Raw genomic sequence first — 13,920 nt, 5'->3', positions numbered from 1 at the left:
CCTCGATCATCCGCCCTCGATCCTTTCGAACAGCCAGTCGCGGAACGAGCCGGCGGCGGATGTTCGGTCCGCTTTGGGTTCGACCAGCCAGTAAAGATCGGGCCCCGACAGGGTGAAGGAAAAGGGCTGGACGAGCCGGCGGTTTGCCAGTTCGGCCGCGAACAGGCGCGGCGAAAGCAGCGCGACGCCCTTTCCCTCGAGCGCCGCCTGCGCGGCGAGGTCCTGCGACGGATAGGTGGCGCGCCGCGCGGCGCGCGCGTCGGGCACGGGCAGGTGCTGCGCGGCAAACCAGCGCGGCCAGTCGGAACTGGGGACCATCGGGAAAGCGGCCAGATCGGCCGGTGCGGTCAAGGTTCGGCCCTCCAGCAGTTGTGGGCAGAGCATCGGCGTCGCCTCGACCGCGAACAAGGGGGTCGCATCGGCATCGGACCAGCCACCCTCGCCGCTGCGAATCGCGAGGTCATAGCGGCCGGGGCGCCGGACATCGGCGGATACATCGATCTCGATTCCGATGTCGGGATGCCGTGCCTCGAACCCGGGCAGGTGAATCGCCAGCCAGCGCGAAGCAAAGGTCGGCGTCACGGTGAGCCGGAGGGTCTGGAACGTCTGCAATTCGTCGATTGCGGCGCGCGCCAGCGCCATGATTTCGCGCGTCCGGCGAAACAGGCTTTCGCCGTCGCCGTTGAGGCGAATGTGCGGGCCGTTGCGCGCGAACAGCGGCTTGCCGAGCTCGGTTTCGAGCGACCGGATGCGCTGGCTGACCGCGGCCGGCGTGATGCAAAGCTCGCTCGCCGCGCGCGAGAAATTGCCATGCCGCGCGCAGGCGTCGAAGATGCGAAGCGTGTCGAGCGAAGGCAGGCGGGCCGGCATGTTCATATTAAGCCGAGCTTTAAATGGACATGCAATCGCATTGTTTTGCGAGCGTGCATCCAGCCCGTAGATCGCGGGAATGAAAAGACCTCTCCTCATAATCGCAATAACGAGTTGGCTCTGTGGTGCATCATCGGCGCCGTCTGCCGATACGCCCGCAAGATGGACCCCTGCCGCCATCGCGACCGCCGGTTACGAGGCTGCTCCGAGCTTTTCACCGGATGGCACCGAGATGATCTATCTGTCGGCGGACAGCGGCTTTGCCGGTTGGCGCCTGCTGCGCTCGGTTTGCGAGCGTGGCGCCTGGTCGGCGCCGCGGCCGCCGTCCTTTGCCGCGCCCGCGCCGGTAATCGAAGCCGATCCGGGTTTCACGCCCGACGGCAAGGGCCTCTATTTCATCTCGGCGCGGCACGATCCGGCGAACGAGGATTTCGACATCTATCATGTCGCGCGGGATGCGGACGGGCGCTGGGGCGAGGCCGAGCGGTTGCCCGAGCCGGTCAATTCGCCGCAGGCCGAGCTGCTGCCGCGCGCCGATCTGGCGGGGCACCTCTATTTCGGGTCGGCGCGGCCGGGCGGGCTGGGGCAGGGCGATATTTATGTAGCCGCGCGCGATGCGGACGGGCGTTGGCGCGTCGAGCCGGTGGCGCCGCCGGTGAGTTCGAGCGCCAATGAATATGAGGCCGAAATCTCGCGCGACGGCCGCACGTTGATCCTGGTGTCCGATCGCGAGGGGCGCTCGCACCTCTATCGCTTTGTCCGCGAAGGTGGGGCGTGGGCGGCAAAGGGGCGCATCGCGGCGCGGGGCGACGTGTTCCAGGTCGGGCCGCTGCTGTCGCCGCGTGCCGAGAAACTCCTCTTCTCGCAGGCCGATGACGCACGGTCCGGCGAGTTTTTCTTGACCGCGCTGGTGCCGCAAAGCACCGAGGACTGGCCGCCGAAATGCTGACGCGGCGCGAATTTTCGGCGGCCGGCGTGGCAGGAGCAACGATGATGCCCTCAAAAGGCGAGGCCGCGCCGCGGGGAGAGGCGTTCGAACCCAGCGGTTCCTCCTATTCGCAGGCGTATCTGGTCACACAGCCGCAACGCCTCCTGTTCGTCAGCGGGCAGGTTCCGGCCGACGAAGCCGGGAAGGTTCCCGAGGGCTTCGACGCCCAATGCCGGCTGGTGTGGGCGAATATCGCGCGCCGGCTGGCCGATGCCGGCATGGCGCTGACCGACATCGCCAAGGTCCATATCTTCCTGTCGAGCCGCGATTATCGCGCCGCGAACACCGTAATCCGGCACGAGGTGCTGGGCGGCCATTCGCCCGCGATCACGATCATCATCGCGGAAATCTTTGACGAGGCGTGGCTGCTGGAGATTGATGTCATCGCCTGCGCGTGACAAAAGTCGTGAGGGAAGAGAAAGGCTTAGTGATGAAAACCTATCATGGAAGCTGTCATTGCGGGCGCGTCCAGTTCGAGGTCGACATGGATTTCGCCAGCAGCAGCAAATGCAATTGCAGCTATTGCTGGAAGCAGCGCAACTGGAACGTCGCGGGCATGAAGCCCGGCGATTTCCGGCTGCTGACGGGCGAAGAGCATCTGGGCGATTATGCGCGCAGCGGCGAAGGGTTCGAAACGCACCACCGCTTTTGCCGCGAATGCGGCACCGCGACGCACGGGCATGGCCGGATCGACGCGATGGGCGGCGACTATGTCGGCGTGCGGGTCGCGGCGCTCGACGATTTGCCGGTGGCGGAACTGATCGAAGCGCCGGTGACCTATTGCGACGGGCTCAATGACAATTGGTGGAACCCGCCCGAGGAGATCCGGCACTTGTAAAAGGTTGGTGCGGACGGCGGGACTTGAACCCGCATGTCACTAGGACGGCAGATTTTAAGTCTGCTGCGTCTACCGATTTCGCCACGTCCGCCTAACCGCAGCCGGTCAAGCCGATGGGTCCATGGAGGTCAAGCGATGTTTGGCGCTTCACGTCATCGGGCCACTCGGCTAGACGGCATGCCATGACAGCCGTCCTCGAAATTTCCGGCCTCGGAAAAACATATAAAAGCGGTCACAAAGCGTTGAGCGATGTCGACCTGACCATCAACAAGGGCGAAATCTTCGCACTGCTCGGCCCCAATGGTGCGGGCAAGACGACGCTGATCAGCATCGTCTGCGGAATCGTGACCGCCAGCGCGGGCACGGTGACCGTCGCCGGCCACGACCATGCCCGCGACTATCGCGCGGCGCGGAAGATGATCGGGCTGGTGCCGCAGGAATTGCACACCGATGCGTTCGAGACGGTGATGGCGACGGTGAGCTTCTCGCGCGGGTTGTTCGGCAAGCCGCGCGACCCCGCGTTCATCGAGCGATTGCTGCGCGACCTGTCGCTGTGGGACAAACGCGATTCGAAGATCATGGAATTGTCGGGCGGCATGAAGCGCCGCGTGATGATCGCCAAGGCGCTTTCCCACGAACCCGAAATCCTGTTCCTCGACGAACCGACCGCGGGCGTCGATGTCGAGCTTCGCCGCGATATGTGGCAGATGGTGCACGGGCTGCGCGAGCGCGGCGTCACGATCATCCTGACCACCCATTATATCGAGGAGGCCGAGGAAATGGCCGACCGCGTCGGCGTGATCAGCAAGGGGCAGTTGATCCTGGTCGAAGAGAAACATGCGCTGATCAAGAAACTGGGGCGCAAGACGCTGACGCTCAATCTGGCCGAGCCGCTGGACGCCGTGCCGGCGGAGCTGGCGGACTGGAAGCTCGAGCTTGCGGGCGACGGGCACGAACTCGTCTATGAATTCGACAGCCAGGCCGAGGCGACCGGCGTGCCGTCGCTGCTGCGGCGGATGAGCGACATCGGGGTCGCCTTCAAGGACCTGCATACGAAGCAAAGCTCGCTCGAGGATATTTTCGTCGGCCTTGTCCACGAGAACAACGCCCATGAGAGTATCGGCGCAGGGGAGCAGGCGGCATGATTTCGAACTTCCGTGGTATCCGCTCGATCTACCTCTTCGAAATGGCGCGCTTCGGACGCACCTTCTGGACCAGCCTGATGCTGCCGGTGATCACCACCGCGCTCTATTTCGTCGTCTTCGGATCGGCGATCGGCAGCCGGATGACCGAGGTCAGCAACGTTCCCTATGGCGCCTTCATCGTGCCCGGTCTGATGATGCTGACGATGTTCACCGAAAGCATCAGCAACGCGAGCTTCGGCATCTATATGCCGAAATGGACGGGCACGATCTATGAGATGCTGTCGGCGCCGCTATCGCCGCTCGAGACGGTGATCGCCTATGTCGGTGCCGCGGCGACGAAGTCGGTGATCATCGGGACGATCATTTTTGCAACGGCGCACCTGTTCGTCGACGTCCAGGTCGCGCATCCGCTGTTGATGGTCGCCTTCATGATCCTGATGGCGGTGACCTTCTGCCTGTTCGGTTTCATCATCGGAATATGGGCGCAGAGCTTCGAACAGCTGCAGGTGATCCCGCTGCTCGTCGTCTATCCGCTGACCTTCCTTGGCGGCGCCTTCTACTCGCTCGACATGCTGCCGGCCGCGTGGCGGACGGTCACGTTGTTCAACCCGGTGGTTTACCTGATCAGCGGATTCCGCTGGACCTTCTTTGGAAAGGGCGATGTCGCGATCGAGGTCAGCATGGGCGCAGTAACGCTCTTCCTGGCGCTGTGCCTGGGCGTGATCTTCTGGATGTTCCGGACGGGATACCGGCTGAAAAACTAGGGTCGGTTACGACCCCAGCCGGTCCCTGACGGCGCACGGTATCAATCGTTCAGACGCTCGCGCATTTCCTTGCCCGGTTTGAAATAGGGCACGTTTTTCGCTTTCACGTCGACCGAGGCGCCCGTGCGCGGATTGCGGCCGGTGCGCGATTCGCGCGAACGGGTCGAGAACGCCCCGAATCCGCGCAGTTCGACACGGCCACCCGCGGCAAGCTGGTCCACAATGGAATCGAAAAAGACATCGACGATGCGCTCGACTTCCTCGAGCCGCAAATCGCTGTTTTCGTTCGCGATCTTTTGAACCAGTTCTGACCGGATCATGTGCTGCTTCCCCTATTATACATCACGCTTCTCCCGCCGAAGCAGGCGCCCGGTCGTTGCCGGTCCATTATGCGCGAGACCCCTCCCAACGCGCGGGGAAGGTATCATGAATCACGGTTCGGTCAAAAATATATCACCGAAAGAAAAAGGCCCGCAGAGGGACACTCTGCGGGCCTTTTCTTTTGCCTGGCGGCGGAAGGAGGATCAGTCCTTCTTGCCGGCCTTCAGCGCTTCGCCGAGGATGTCGCCGAGCGAGGCACCCGAGTCCGACGAGCCGTACTGCGCAACGGCCTGCTTCTCTTCGGCGATCTGCATCGCCTTGACCGAGAAGTTCGGCTTTTTCGAGCGGTCGAAGCCGATGACCATCGCATCGAACTTTTGGCCGACCTGGTAACGCTCGGCGCGCTGTTCGTCGCGGTCGCGGCCGAGGTCGGCGCGCTTGATGAAGCCGGTGGCGCCATCGTCGCCGGCCTGGACTTCGAGGCCATTGTCGCGGACTTCGAGGACGGTGACGGTGATGACGTCGTTCTTCTTCACCGAGCCAGCAGCGGCGGTGCCGCCGCCAACGGCAGGAGCACCCTTTTCAAGCTGCTTGATGCCGAGGCTGATGCGTTCCTTCTCGACGTCGACGTCGAGAACGACGACCTGCACGGCCTCGCCCTTGCGGTGGAGGTGCAGCGCTTCTTCGCCCGAGATGCCCCAAGCGATGTCCGACATGTGAACCATGCCGTCGACGTCGCCCGGCAGGCCGACAAACAGACCGAATTCGGTCGCGTTCTTGACTTCGCCTTCGACGACCGAACCGACCGGATGCGTTTCAGCAAACGCGCCCCAGGGGTTCGACTGGGCCTGCTTGAGGCCGAGCGAGATGCGGCGCTTGTCGCTGTCGACTTCGAGGACGATGACGTCGACTTCCTGGCTCGTCGAAACGATCTTGCCGGGGTGGACGTTCTTCTTGACCCACGACATTTCGCTGACGTGGACCAGGCCTTCGATGCCGGCTTCGAGTTCGACGAACGCACCATAGTCGGTGATGTTCGTGACCGTACCCGACAGCTTCGCGCCGACGGGGTATTTGGCGGCGACGCCTTCCCACGGATCGCTTTCGAGCTGCTTCATGCCAAGGCTGATGCGCTGCGTGTCGCGGTTGATGCGGATGATCTGGACGCGGACATTGTCACCGATGTTGATGACTTCGCTCGGGTGGTTGACGCGCTTGTAGCTCATGTCGGTGACATGGAGCAGGCCGTCGATGCCGCCGAGGTCGACGAACGCACCATAGTCGGTGATGTTCTTGACGGCGCCTTCGATGATCTGGCCTTCTTCCAGGTTCTGGATCAGGCCCGAGCGCTGTTCGGCGCGCGTTTCTTCGAGAATGGCGCGGCGCGACACGACGATATTGCCGCGGCGGCGATCCATCTTCAGGATCTGGAAGGGCTGCGGCAGGTCCATCAGCGGGCCGACGTCGCGCACGGGGCGGATGTCGACCTGCGAACCGGGAAGGAACGCCACGGCGCCGCCGAGGTCGACGGTGAAGCCGCCCTTGACGCGGCCGAAGATGACGCCTTCGACGCGCGCTTCCTTGTTGAATTCTTCTTCCAGGCGGTCCCAGGCGGCTTCGCGGCGGGCGCGATCGCGGGACAGCATGGTTTCGCCATTGGCGTTTTCGACGCGGTCGACATAGACTTCGACTTCGTCACCGACGTTGATGTCGGCCTTCTGGCCCGGCATGGCGAATTCGCGAAGCGGCACGCGGCCTTCGCTCTTCAGGCCAATGTCGATAACTGCCAGGTCGTTTTCGATCGCGGTGACGGTGCCCTTGACGACGCGGCCTTCAAAGCCGCCGTCGGCACCACCAAGCGATTCATCGAGCATCGCGGCGAAATCGTCGCGCGTCGGGAAAGCCGTAGTGGCCATAGATGATATTCCTTACTTCATTTGTTCCGGCCAAGCGGTTGGTTCCGCTGGTCTTGTGGCCGATCTGCCATGCCCGCCGGATGCGGAGCGCGGCATCCTTCGAACCTCCTGCCGGCAAGCCATGGGCAAAGCAAAATGGGCGCGACGGGTGCATCCCATCACGCCCGACGCTCGGGTTTGAGCGGCGGTCTGTCCATGCCTCGACCTGCAAAAAAGCCCGTCGGACGGCGCGCATATAGTCCGCGGCCCCCGCAAAGGCAAGGCAGAAAGCCGGGCTAGGCGCGGCTCTTCCGGCGCTCTTCGACAAAGGCGATGGCCGCTGCGAGCGCGGCATCGCGATCCATATGCGTGTTGTCGAGCAGCATCGCGTCGGCGGCGCGCCGCAACGGCGCATCGGTGCGGCCGGTGTCGCGCGCATCGCGGGCGTGTACGTCGGCGAGTACCGCCTCAAATCCCACGTCGACCCCCCGCGCGCGCATTTCGGCATGGCGGCGGCGGGCGCGTTCTTCCGGGGTGGCGGTCACGAACAGCTTGGCATCGGCGTGGGGCGCGATGACGGTGCCGATGTCGCGCCCGTCGAGCACCGCGCCGCCGGGCTGGTTGGCGAAATCGACCTGCCGCCGGAACAGCGCCGCACGCACCTGTGGGTGGATCGACACCCGGCTGGCGAGGCCGCCGGTGGTTTCGTAACGCAGCGCGGGATCGGCAAGCAGGCTGTCGGGAAAGTCGCAGGCAGCCAAGGCGTCGGCGGCATTGTCGGCGTCGCCATGGTTCAGCTGCGTCTGATAGCCGACCGCGCGATACAGCAGCCCGGTGTCGAGCACGGGCAGGCCGAAATGTTCGCCGAGCGCCTTGGCGATGGTGCCCTTGCCCGATGCGGTAGGGCCGTCGACCGCGATGATCATCAGTTTATCTGGAACGCGTCGATACGCGCGCTCGTCAGCCGGTTGTCGGCGCCGAACAGCAATTTGATCCAGCCGCCGTTTTCGAACGCGCCGCCGCATGAGGCGATGCCTTCGCCTTCACCGGCTTCGCCGGGTTCGAGGCAGTCGATTTCGATTTCGGGGAGGAGAGCGCGCACCTTGGCGAGGACGTCTTTGCGGGTCCGGCTGGTGCCGATACCGAGCGCGCCCAGGTTGTGCGTCCCGGCGGCGCCGACGTCGACCAGCTTGATCGCCAGGACGTCACCGCTGAAAATATGAACGACGCCTGCTTCATCCTGCCATTCGCAGGAAATGCCTTCATCGTCGCAGACGTCGCCGTTGGTCAGCCGCCCGATCGCCTGCGGCGTGCTCGGCAGATTGAGCGGATAGCGCGAGAAGCTGGCGTCGGCGCGGTCGAAGGGGTCGGCAATGCGTTCGTCGGCGTGCGCGATCGCGCCGCAAAGCGCAAGAAGCAGCGCGGCGCTGGCCGCTGTCGCGGATTTCAGAGAAATCGTCATTGTTGCAATCCCTTCAGCAAGGCTTCGAAATTGGGGAAGCTGGTCGCGACCGGGGCTATGTCGTCGATCGTCACCGGCGCCTTGCTGACGAGCCCCGCGATAGCGAAGCTCATGCAGATGCGGTGGTCGAGGTGGCCGGCGATGGTCGCGCCGCCGGGCAGTGGATCGCCGCCGGTGCCGTCGATGACGAGGCCGTCCTCGCTTTCCCGGGCACGCGCGCCGATCGCCGCGAGGCCGGTGGCCATCACCGCGATGCGGTCGCTTTCCTTGACGCGCAGTTCGTCGAGGCCGGAAGTGGTCGTTCGGCCCTCTGCGAGCGCGGCGGCGACGAAGAGGATCGGGAATTCGTCGATCATGCTGGGGGCGACGGCGGGATCGACGTCGATTCCGCGCAGCGCGCTGTGGCGGACGCGAAGGTCGGCGACGGGTTCGCCGCCGACTTCGCGGGGCTCGAGCAGTTCGATGTCGCCGCCCATCTGTTGGAGGATCTCGACGAGGCCCGCGCGTGTCGGATTGAGGCCGACATTGGCGATCACGATGTCGGAACCGGGGACGAGTAAGGCGGCGACGATAAAGAAGGCGGCGGACGAGGGGTCGCCGGGGACGACGATCGTCTGCGGTTTCAGCTCGGCCTCGCCGACAATGCGAATATGGCGCGTGCCGTCGGCGCCCAATTCGACGCTGAGGTCGGCGCCAAAGCCCTTGAGCATCCGCTCGCTATGGTCGCGCGTCGGGACGGGTTCGATGACCTCGGTGATGCCCGGGGTGTTGAGGCCCGCGAGCAAGACCGCGCTCTTCACCTGCGCCGAGGCGACGGGGAGGCGGTAGGAAAGCGGGATGGCAGGGGCGAGGCCGCGCACCATCAGCGGCAGGCGGCCCCCGGGCGAAGCGCTGATGTCGGCGCCCATCTCGCTCAACGGATCGATCACGCGCCCCATCGGACGGCCCGACAGGCTGGCGTCGCCGACGAAAGTCGCGGTGATCGGGTGACTCGCGACCAGCCCCATCAGCAGGCGCGTCGAGGTGCCGCTGTTGCCCATGTCGAGGGCCTCCTGCGGTTGGAGCAATCCGCCGACGCCGACGCCGTGGATGCGCCATTCGGCGTCCTCGCGCCGTTCGATCGTCGCGCCCATCGCGCGCATCGCGGCGGCGGTGGCGAGCACGTCGTGCCCCTCGAGGAGCCCGGTGACGCGGCTTTCGCCGACGGCAAGCGCCGAGAGCATCAGCGAGCGGTGCGAGATGCTCTTGTCGCCGGGAATCGCGATCTTGCCTTTGAGCGGAAGGGACGCGGAAAAGCTGCGCGGCGTGGTGGTTTGATCGGTCATGGCGTGCGGCTTTTGACAGCGGCCTTGCAATCTGGCAAGGCGCACGCCGATTTGATGGATGCCGCGCAGGCAGACGTCGCTTTCCAAAAATTTTATTTTGTTTCCAGAAGGTTACGAGGCATATATGGTAAAGGCTGAATGGGGCACGAAACGCAGCTGCCCGAAATGCGCCACCCGATTCTATGATTTGACCAAGGATGATCCGATCAACTGCATCAATTGCGGTTACAACTGGATCCCGGAATCGGTGCTGAAATCGAAGCAGCCGATGCCGTTCGAAGTCGAAAAGCCCGGCAAGGTCGTCAAGGAAGAGGTCGTCGTCGACGAGGATCTGGATCTGGACGTCGATGTCGACGAGGACAATGATTCGCCGGACAATGACGTCGACCTTGGCGGCGACGACGACCTCGGCGTCGCGACTGCGGATGACGACGACGTCGAAACCTGATAATTTTTGTGAGGGGCCAAAAAAGGCATCGCAAGATGATTTGGCCCCTTGCATCACTCGATGGCGCTGCTAAAGGCGGCGTCCCGGTCGCACCCCTCAGGGCGACGCGAAGAAATGGCACGGGGCCTTAGCTCAGCTGGGAGAGCGCCTGCATGGCATGCAGGAGGTCAGCGGTTCGATCCCGCTAGGCTCCACCATTTACAAAAAAGGCCCGCGAAAGCGGGCCTTTTTTGTTGCTCAGCGGGGCCGCCCGCTATTCGGCCGCCTCGTCCTTCTCGAACACGGGTTCGAGCGCGATCGGGTCGGCGAGCGTGATGCGGTCGAGGATCGACGCGGTATCGTCGCGGACCTTGAGCATCAGACTGCGCAGCCGGCATTCGGATTCGGGCAGGCAATTCTTGCAATGTTCGTGCGCGTTGCGCGCCGCGCAGGGGACCAGCGCGAGCGAACCGCGCGTCAGCCGGACAAGGTCGCCATAGCTGATGTCGATCGGCGGCAGCGCGAGCTGATAACCGCCGTCGCGGCCGCGCTGCGAAATGAGCAGGCCCTCGCGCGCCATTTCCGACAGGATCACGGTCAGGAATTTGGGCGGGATATTCTGCGCCTCCGCAATATCCGCGAGCTGGACCTGCCCCTTGCCCCAATGGTCGGCAAGGTGCTGGAACGCGCGAATGGTATAGCGGGTCTTTTGCGAGAGCATGGCGGCGTTACTGTGACATATTCAGCCTTAATTCAACCTGTCTGGATGACATATCTTGCGGAGTTGATGAAAATCACAGCGGGTGGCATGAACGCGGCCTATAAGGGCCGCGCGGCGCTGGTTTTGGCGACGATTTGGGGTGGAGCGGATGATGCGTAAAATTTTGGGTGCCCCGGCGGTGCTGGCCGCGTGCATGCTCGCGATCACGCCGGCGCAGGCGCAGTTCGGCGGGCTGCTTCGCAAGGTGACGACGCCGGCGCCAAAGCCGAGCGAAGACGATAATGGCGGCTGTCCCAAGGGGAAAAAGGGCAGCAGCGTCGGCCGAGGCATCCTCGGCGGCGTGCTGAACGAAGCGATCGGCAGTGCGGCGAGCAAGGCCGGCGTCTACAGCTATGTGCCGATTTCGGAGGTCAGCGGGACGTTGACCAACGCGATCGCGTGCAAGCTCGACCCTGCCGAACAGGTGCAGGCGGCGGCCGCGACCGAGGAAGTCACGCGCGGCGAAGCGGTCGGCGCGACATCCAACTGGACCAGTGCGACGCGCCCCGAGGTGAGCGGATCGTCGACCGTGGCGGCGAAGAGCGATCTGGCCGATGGAACGCGCTGCATGAACGTCACCGACATCGTCATCGTCGAGGGCGAGGAAACGCGCGTCAGCAAGCGGATGTGCAAGGGACCGGGTGCCTCGCGCTATGTCCTTGCCGCCTAGGATCGTTCGCGTGGCGCTGGCGGCGGGCCTGCTGGCGAGCCTGACCGGCGCCGCGAAGGTCAGGATGGACCCCGCGAACCCGACCTGCCCGCTGACGCCCGACTGGTCGACCAATGCAACGATGCAGCTGACCCCGGTGGTCAAGGGCGGCACCAAGGTGCTGCTCGCCGAAGGGCGGATCGACGCGGGGCTGCCCGAGCGGCTGAAGGCGGCGCTGGCGGCCAATCCCGACATCGGCGAGGTGTGGCTGCGCTCGCCCGGCGGCGATGCACGCGCGGGCAATGCTGCGGGGCGTATCATCCGGTCGAACTTTGGCCTGACGACGCGCATCCCCGCAGGCTGGGCCTGTTTCAGCGCGTGCAATTTCATCTTCATGGGCGGGCAGCCGCGCGTGATCGATCCGGGCGGGCTGTTCGTCGTCCATATGTTCACGCGCACCGGCGACCGCAGCTCGATCGACATGAGCGTCGCGATGGGGACCGACGCGACGCGCGAGCTGATCGGCGACATTGAGCAAGATGCCGCCTTGCTGGCGAGCGAGGACAATGATTTCCTGATTCGCATGGGGGTGTCGCGCAAGCTGTTGACCGAAGTCATGTACCAGCAAAAGGCGCTCGCCAATGCCGACGACAAGTCGACGCGAAGGTGCCTGACGCAGGCCGAGGTCAAAAGCTATAACGTTGCAAATAACAACGAATAGGATAGTCTTCCTCCCAAAATAGGAGAGGCTGCCATGAACGAGATGACGCACGATCACGCCAAATTCCGCTCGATGATCGACGGGACGCAGGAAGATTGGGACATTATCGCGCGCGAGCAAAAGGAGTTCGCGCCGAACAACGGCAAGCGCATCCTCGATCATCTGAAGCTGCTCGGCGGCGATTATGGCGGGTTTCCGGTCGACCGCCTCGAGCATTGCCTGCAGACCGCGACCCGGGCGCACAGGGATGGTCGCGACGAGGAATATGTCGTGATGGCGCTGCTCCACGACATCGGCGACACGCTGGGCGCGTTCAACCATCCCGATGTCGCCGCGGCGATCCTGAAGCCTTTCCTGTCTGAAGAGAATCTGTGGATCGTCCAGCACCACGGGATTTTCCAGGGCCATTATTTCTTCCACTATCTCGGGCTCGACCGCGACATGCGCGACCAGTTTCGCGACAGCCCGCATTATGCGGCGTGCGCCGAATTCTGCGAAAAATATGACGCGCCGGCGTTCGATCCCGATTATGACAGCGAACCGCTCGAGTTTTTCGAACCGATGGTGCTGCGCCTCTGCGCCTATCCGCGCACGAGCATCTACAAGAAGGTGATGGTCGAGGAGGCGGCGGAGTAGTTTTCCACGTTTTATTCGTCACCCCGGCGAAGGCCGGGGTCTCACCGTGGAGATCCCGGCCTTCGCCGGGACGACGAACAAAGGTAGGGGCGCCTACTTCCCCTTGAACTCCACCTTGCGTTTCTGAACGAAGGCCATGATCCCTTCGACCGCGTCGGCGCTGTTGGCCGCGATGAACTGGCCCTTCGCCTCTGCGTCGAGCGTGTCCGAATAGCTTTGCGAGAGGCCGTCGCGCAGGATTTTTCGCATCGTGCCGAGCGACACCGTCGGCCCGTTCGCGAGCCGCGCCGCGAGCGCCTTCGCCTCGGTCAGCAGGTCGGCGTCGTCGACGCATTTATAGACCATGCCCCAGTCGGCGGCCTGTTCGCCCGAAATCTTCTCGCCCAGCATCATCATCTGCGTCGCGCGCGGCACGCCGATCAGGCGCGGCAGCAGCCATGACGAGCCGCCGTCGGGGACGAGGCCGATGTTGACGAAGGCCTGGAGGAAATAGGCGCTCTTGCCCGCGATCGTGAAATCGCCCGACAGCGCAAAGCTGCACCCGACCCCGGCGGCGGGGCCGTTGACCGCGGTGACCACCGGGATGTCGAGGTTCGCGAGCGCGAGCAGCATCGGGTTGTAATGGTTGCGAAGCGCCTTGCGGCTGTTTGCGCCGCCGCCAACCGCCGAGGATGTGCGATCGCCGCCGAGGTCGGCGCCCGAGCAGAAGCCGCGACCTTCGCCGGTGATCAGCAGCGCGCGCGCACCGAGCAGCGGCAGATAGTCGAGCGCCGACCGAATATCGTCGGCCATCGCGGGCGGCATCGAATTGAGCCGGTCGGGCCGGTTAAGCGTGATCGTCGCGACATTGTCGGCGACGTCGAGCTTGATCGTGTCGAAGGTCGGGATGTCGGTCATGGGGAAGAATCCTCTCGCGGTAACTTTACCTTTACGTTCACGTAAAGTTGTGACTCATTTGGCGAGCGAGCGCAAGAGGCTTGGGCGCAGGACGGCTAACGACCGATTGCGGACGTTGCCGCGCCAACCAAGCTAATGCTAAAGCGGGGCTGTTCCTGAAGGGGAAGCGACTATGCGCACTGAAGAACTTGTCTCGAATTCGCTCAGCGCGACGATGGCGAT

The 13,920-nt window shown here is 64.1% G+C and carries 17 protein-coding genes and 2 tRNA genes; 10 read left to right on the top strand and 9 right to left on the bottom strand.

The window, feature by feature from the left end:
• Positions 1–6 precede the first annotated feature (6 nt).
• Positions 7–876: a LysR substrate-binding domain-containing protein gene (locus V6M50_RS12470; protein WP_332818890.1), complete on the bottom strand. Its 870-nt coding sequence runs from the start codon at positions 874–876 to the stop codon at positions 7–9.
• Positions 877–1,102: 226 nt separating this feature from the next.
• Here V6M50_RS12470 and V6M50_RS12465 point away from each other — a divergent pair, with 226 nt between their 5' ends.
• From V6M50_RS12465 to V6M50_RS12455, 3 genes are read left to right on the top strand one after another with little or no spacing between them, the layout of a single operon-like run.
• Positions 1,103–1,819 (top strand): TolB family protein, encoded by a 717-nt coding sequence (locus tag V6M50_RS12465; RefSeq protein ID WP_332818889.1) that lies wholly within the window; start codon positions 1,103–1,105, stop codon positions 1,817–1,819.
• A 41-nt stretch (positions 1,820–1,860) separates the two neighbouring features.
• Positions 1,861–2,256, top strand: coding sequence for a RidA family protein (locus V6M50_RS12460; RefSeq protein ID WP_332818888.1), 396 nt, complete (start codon positions 1,861–1,863; stop codon positions 2,254–2,256).
• A 32-nt stretch (positions 2,257–2,288) separates the two neighbouring features.
• Positions 2,289–2,696 (top strand): GFA family protein, encoded by a 408-nt coding sequence (locus V6M50_RS12455; RefSeq protein ID WP_332818887.1) that lies wholly within the window; start codon positions 2,289–2,291, stop codon positions 2,694–2,696.
• A 5-nt stretch (positions 2,697–2,701) separates the two neighbouring features.
• Here V6M50_RS12455 and V6M50_RS12450 read toward each other — a convergent pair.
• Positions 2,702–2,787 (bottom strand) — tRNA-Leu (locus V6M50_RS12450).
• A 91-nt stretch (positions 2,788–2,878) separates the two neighbouring features.
• On the opposite strand from V6M50_RS12450, the gene V6M50_RS12445 reads away from it, so the two are divergent.
• Positions 2,879–3,841 carry an ABC transporter ATP-binding protein gene (locus tag V6M50_RS12445; RefSeq protein ID WP_332818886.1) on the top strand — a complete coding sequence of 321 codons (963 nt, stop codon included), beginning with the start codon at positions 2,879–2,881 and terminating at the stop codon, positions 3,839–3,841.
• Positions 3,838–4,605, top strand: coding sequence for an ABC transporter permease (locus V6M50_RS12440; RefSeq protein WP_332818885.1), 768 nt, complete (start codon positions 3,838–3,840; stop codon positions 4,603–4,605). The genes V6M50_RS12445 and V6M50_RS12440 overlap by 4 nt, the downstream gene beginning before the upstream one ends.
• 41 nt (positions 4,606–4,646) lie before the next feature.
• Here the strand turns inward: V6M50_RS12440 and V6M50_RS12435 are convergent, their stop codons facing one another.
• The 5 genes from V6M50_RS12435 to aroA form a co-directional block, all read right to left on the bottom strand.
• A complete protein-coding gene (locus V6M50_RS12435; RefSeq protein WP_332818884.1) occupies positions 4,647–4,925 on the bottom strand; it encodes an integration host factor subunit beta in 279 nt (92 codons plus the stop codon).
• A gap of 204 nt (positions 4,926–5,129) precedes the next feature.
• Entirely contained in the window at positions 5,130–6,842 is a 1,713-nt protein-coding gene (rpsA, locus tag V6M50_RS12430; RefSeq protein WP_332818883.1) for a 30S ribosomal protein S1, read from the bottom strand.
• 275 nt (positions 6,843–7,117) lie between these two features.
• Positions 7,118–7,747 carry a (d)CMP kinase gene (locus V6M50_RS12425; RefSeq protein WP_332818882.1) on the bottom strand — a complete coding sequence of 210 codons (630 nt, stop codon included), beginning with the start codon at positions 7,745–7,747 and terminating at the stop codon, positions 7,118–7,120.
• The gene (locus tag V6M50_RS12420) at positions 7,747–8,283 is read right to left on the bottom strand and encodes a hypothetical protein (protein ID WP_332818881.1); all 537 of its coding nucleotides are present in this window, start codon (positions 8,281–8,283) and stop codon (positions 7,747–7,749) included. The genes V6M50_RS12425 and V6M50_RS12420 overlap by 1 nt, the downstream gene beginning before the upstream one ends.
• A complete protein-coding gene (gene aroA / locus V6M50_RS12415; RefSeq protein WP_332818880.1) occupies positions 8,280–9,608 on the bottom strand; it encodes a 3-phosphoshikimate 1-carboxyvinyltransferase in 1,329 nt (442 codons plus the stop codon). Before aroA ends, V6M50_RS12420 begins: the two co-directional genes overlap by 4 nt.
• Before the next feature lie 124 nt (positions 9,609–9,732).
• On the opposite strand from aroA, the gene V6M50_RS12410 reads away from it, so the two are divergent.
• Together V6M50_RS12410 and V6M50_RS12405 are read left to right on the top strand one after the other, a co-directional pair.
• On the top strand, positions 9,733–10,056 hold the full coding sequence (locus tag V6M50_RS12410) for a TIGR02300 family protein (protein WP_332818879.1): 324 nt from the start codon (positions 9,733–9,735) through the stop codon (positions 10,054–10,056).
• A gap of 121 nt (positions 10,057–10,177) precedes the next feature.
• A tRNA-Ala gene (locus V6M50_RS12405) sits at positions 10,178–10,253 on the top strand.
• A gap of 56 nt (positions 10,254–10,309) precedes the next feature.
• Here the strand turns inward: V6M50_RS12405 and V6M50_RS12400 are convergent.
• Positions 10,310–10,756, bottom strand: a complete 447-nt coding sequence (locus V6M50_RS12400) for an RrF2 family transcriptional regulator (protein WP_056369487.1) — start codon at positions 10,754–10,756, stop codon at positions 10,310–10,312.
• A gap of 148 nt (positions 10,757–10,904) precedes the next feature.
• On the opposite strand from V6M50_RS12400, the gene V6M50_RS12395 reads away from it, so the two are divergent.
• Genes V6M50_RS12395 through V6M50_RS12385 form a run of 3 tightly spaced genes read left to right on the top strand, consistent with a single transcriptional unit; the run spans position 10,905 to position 12,801 of the window.
• Positions 10,905–11,465, top strand: a complete 561-nt coding sequence (locus tag V6M50_RS12395) for a hypothetical protein (protein WP_332818878.1) — start codon at positions 10,905–10,907, stop codon at positions 11,463–11,465.
• 10 nt (positions 11,466–11,475) lie between these two features.
• A complete protein-coding gene (locus V6M50_RS12390) occupies positions 11,476–12,165 on the top strand; it encodes a hypothetical protein (RefSeq protein ID WP_332818877.1) in 690 nt (229 codons plus the stop codon).
• A gap of 33 nt (positions 12,166–12,198) precedes the next feature.
• On the top strand, positions 12,199–12,801 hold the full coding sequence (locus V6M50_RS12385; RefSeq protein WP_332818876.1) for an HD domain-containing protein: 603 nt from the start codon (positions 12,199–12,201) through the stop codon (positions 12,799–12,801).
• A gap of 93 nt (positions 12,802–12,894) precedes the next feature.
• Here V6M50_RS12385 and V6M50_RS12380 read toward each other — a convergent pair whose 3' ends face one another.
• Positions 12,895–13,698, bottom strand: a complete 804-nt coding sequence (locus tag V6M50_RS12380; RefSeq protein ID WP_332818875.1) for an enoyl-CoA hydratase-related protein — start codon at positions 13,696–13,698, stop codon at positions 12,895–12,897.
• Between the last annotated feature and the right edge of the window lie 222 nt (positions 13,699–13,920).

This window comes from Sphingopyxis sp. (assembly GCF_036675685.1).
Classification (GTDB): domain Bacteria; phylum Pseudomonadota; class Alphaproteobacteria; order Sphingomonadales; family Sphingomonadaceae; genus Sphingopyxis.
The sequence above is the reverse complement of the archived record's forward strand: the minus strand, read 5'-3'. Positions and strand labels throughout refer to the sequence as shown.

What these genes read in the sequence shown, in the direction of transcription:
- V6M50_RS12460 (WP_332818888.1), top strand. Translation starts at nt 1,861, where the DNA reads ATGATGCCCTCAAAAGGCGAGGCCGCGCCGCGGGGAGAGGCGTTCGAA.
- V6M50_RS12465 (WP_332818889.1), top strand. Translation starts at nt 1,103, where the DNA reads ATGATCTATCTGTCGGCGGACAGCGGCTTTGCCGGTTGGCGCCTGCTG.
- V6M50_RS12385 (WP_332818876.1), top strand. Translation starts at nt 12,199, where the DNA reads ATGAACGAGATGACGCACGATCACGCCAAATTCCGCTCGATGATCGAC.
- V6M50_RS12395 (WP_332818878.1), top strand. Translation starts at nt 10,905, where the DNA reads ATGATGCGTAAAATTTTGGGTGCCCCGGCGGTGCTGGCCGCGTGCATG.
- V6M50_RS12445 (WP_332818886.1), top strand. Translation starts at nt 2,879, where the DNA reads ATGACAGCCGTCCTCGAAATTTCCGGCCTCGGAAAAACATATAAAAGC.
- V6M50_RS12380 (WP_332818875.1), bottom strand. Translation starts at nt 13,698, where the DNA reads ATGACCGACATCCCGACCTTCGACACGATCAAGCTCGACGTCGCCGAC.
- aroA (WP_332818880.1), bottom strand. Translation starts at nt 9,608, where the DNA reads ATGACCGATCAAACCACCACGCCGCGCAGCTTTTCCGCGTCCCTTCCG.
- V6M50_RS12440 (WP_332818885.1), top strand. Translation starts at nt 3,838, where the DNA reads ATGATTTCGAACTTCCGTGGTATCCGCTCGATCTACCTCTTCGAAATG.
- V6M50_RS12425 (WP_332818882.1), bottom strand. Translation starts at nt 7,747, where the DNA reads ATGATCATCGCGGTCGACGGCCCTACCGCATCGGGCAAGGGCACCATC.
- V6M50_RS12400 (WP_056369487.1), bottom strand. Translation starts at nt 10,756, where the DNA reads ATGCTCTCGCAAAAGACCCGCTATACCATTCGCGCGTTCCAGCACCTT.
- V6M50_RS12410 (WP_332818879.1), top strand. Translation starts at nt 9,733, where the DNA reads ATGGTAAAGGCTGAATGGGGCACGAAACGCAGCTGCCCGAAATGCGCC.
- V6M50_RS12435 (WP_332818884.1), bottom strand. Translation starts at nt 4,925, where the DNA reads ATGATCCGGTCAGAACTGGTTCAAAAGATCGCGAACGAAAACAGCGAT.
- rpsA (WP_332818883.1), bottom strand. Translation starts at nt 6,842, where the DNA reads ATGGCCACTACGGCTTTCCCGACGCGCGACGATTTCGCCGCGATGCTC.
- V6M50_RS12470 (WP_332818890.1), bottom strand. Translation starts at nt 876, where the DNA reads ATGAACATGCCGGCCCGCCTGCCTTCGCTCGACACGCTTCGCATCTTC.
- V6M50_RS12420 (WP_332818881.1), bottom strand. Translation starts at nt 8,283, where the DNA reads ATGACGATTTCTCTGAAATCCGCGACAGCGGCCAGCGCCGCGCTGCTT.
- V6M50_RS12455 (WP_332818887.1), top strand. Translation starts at nt 2,289, where the DNA reads ATGAAAACCTATCATGGAAGCTGTCATTGCGGGCGCGTCCAGTTCGAG.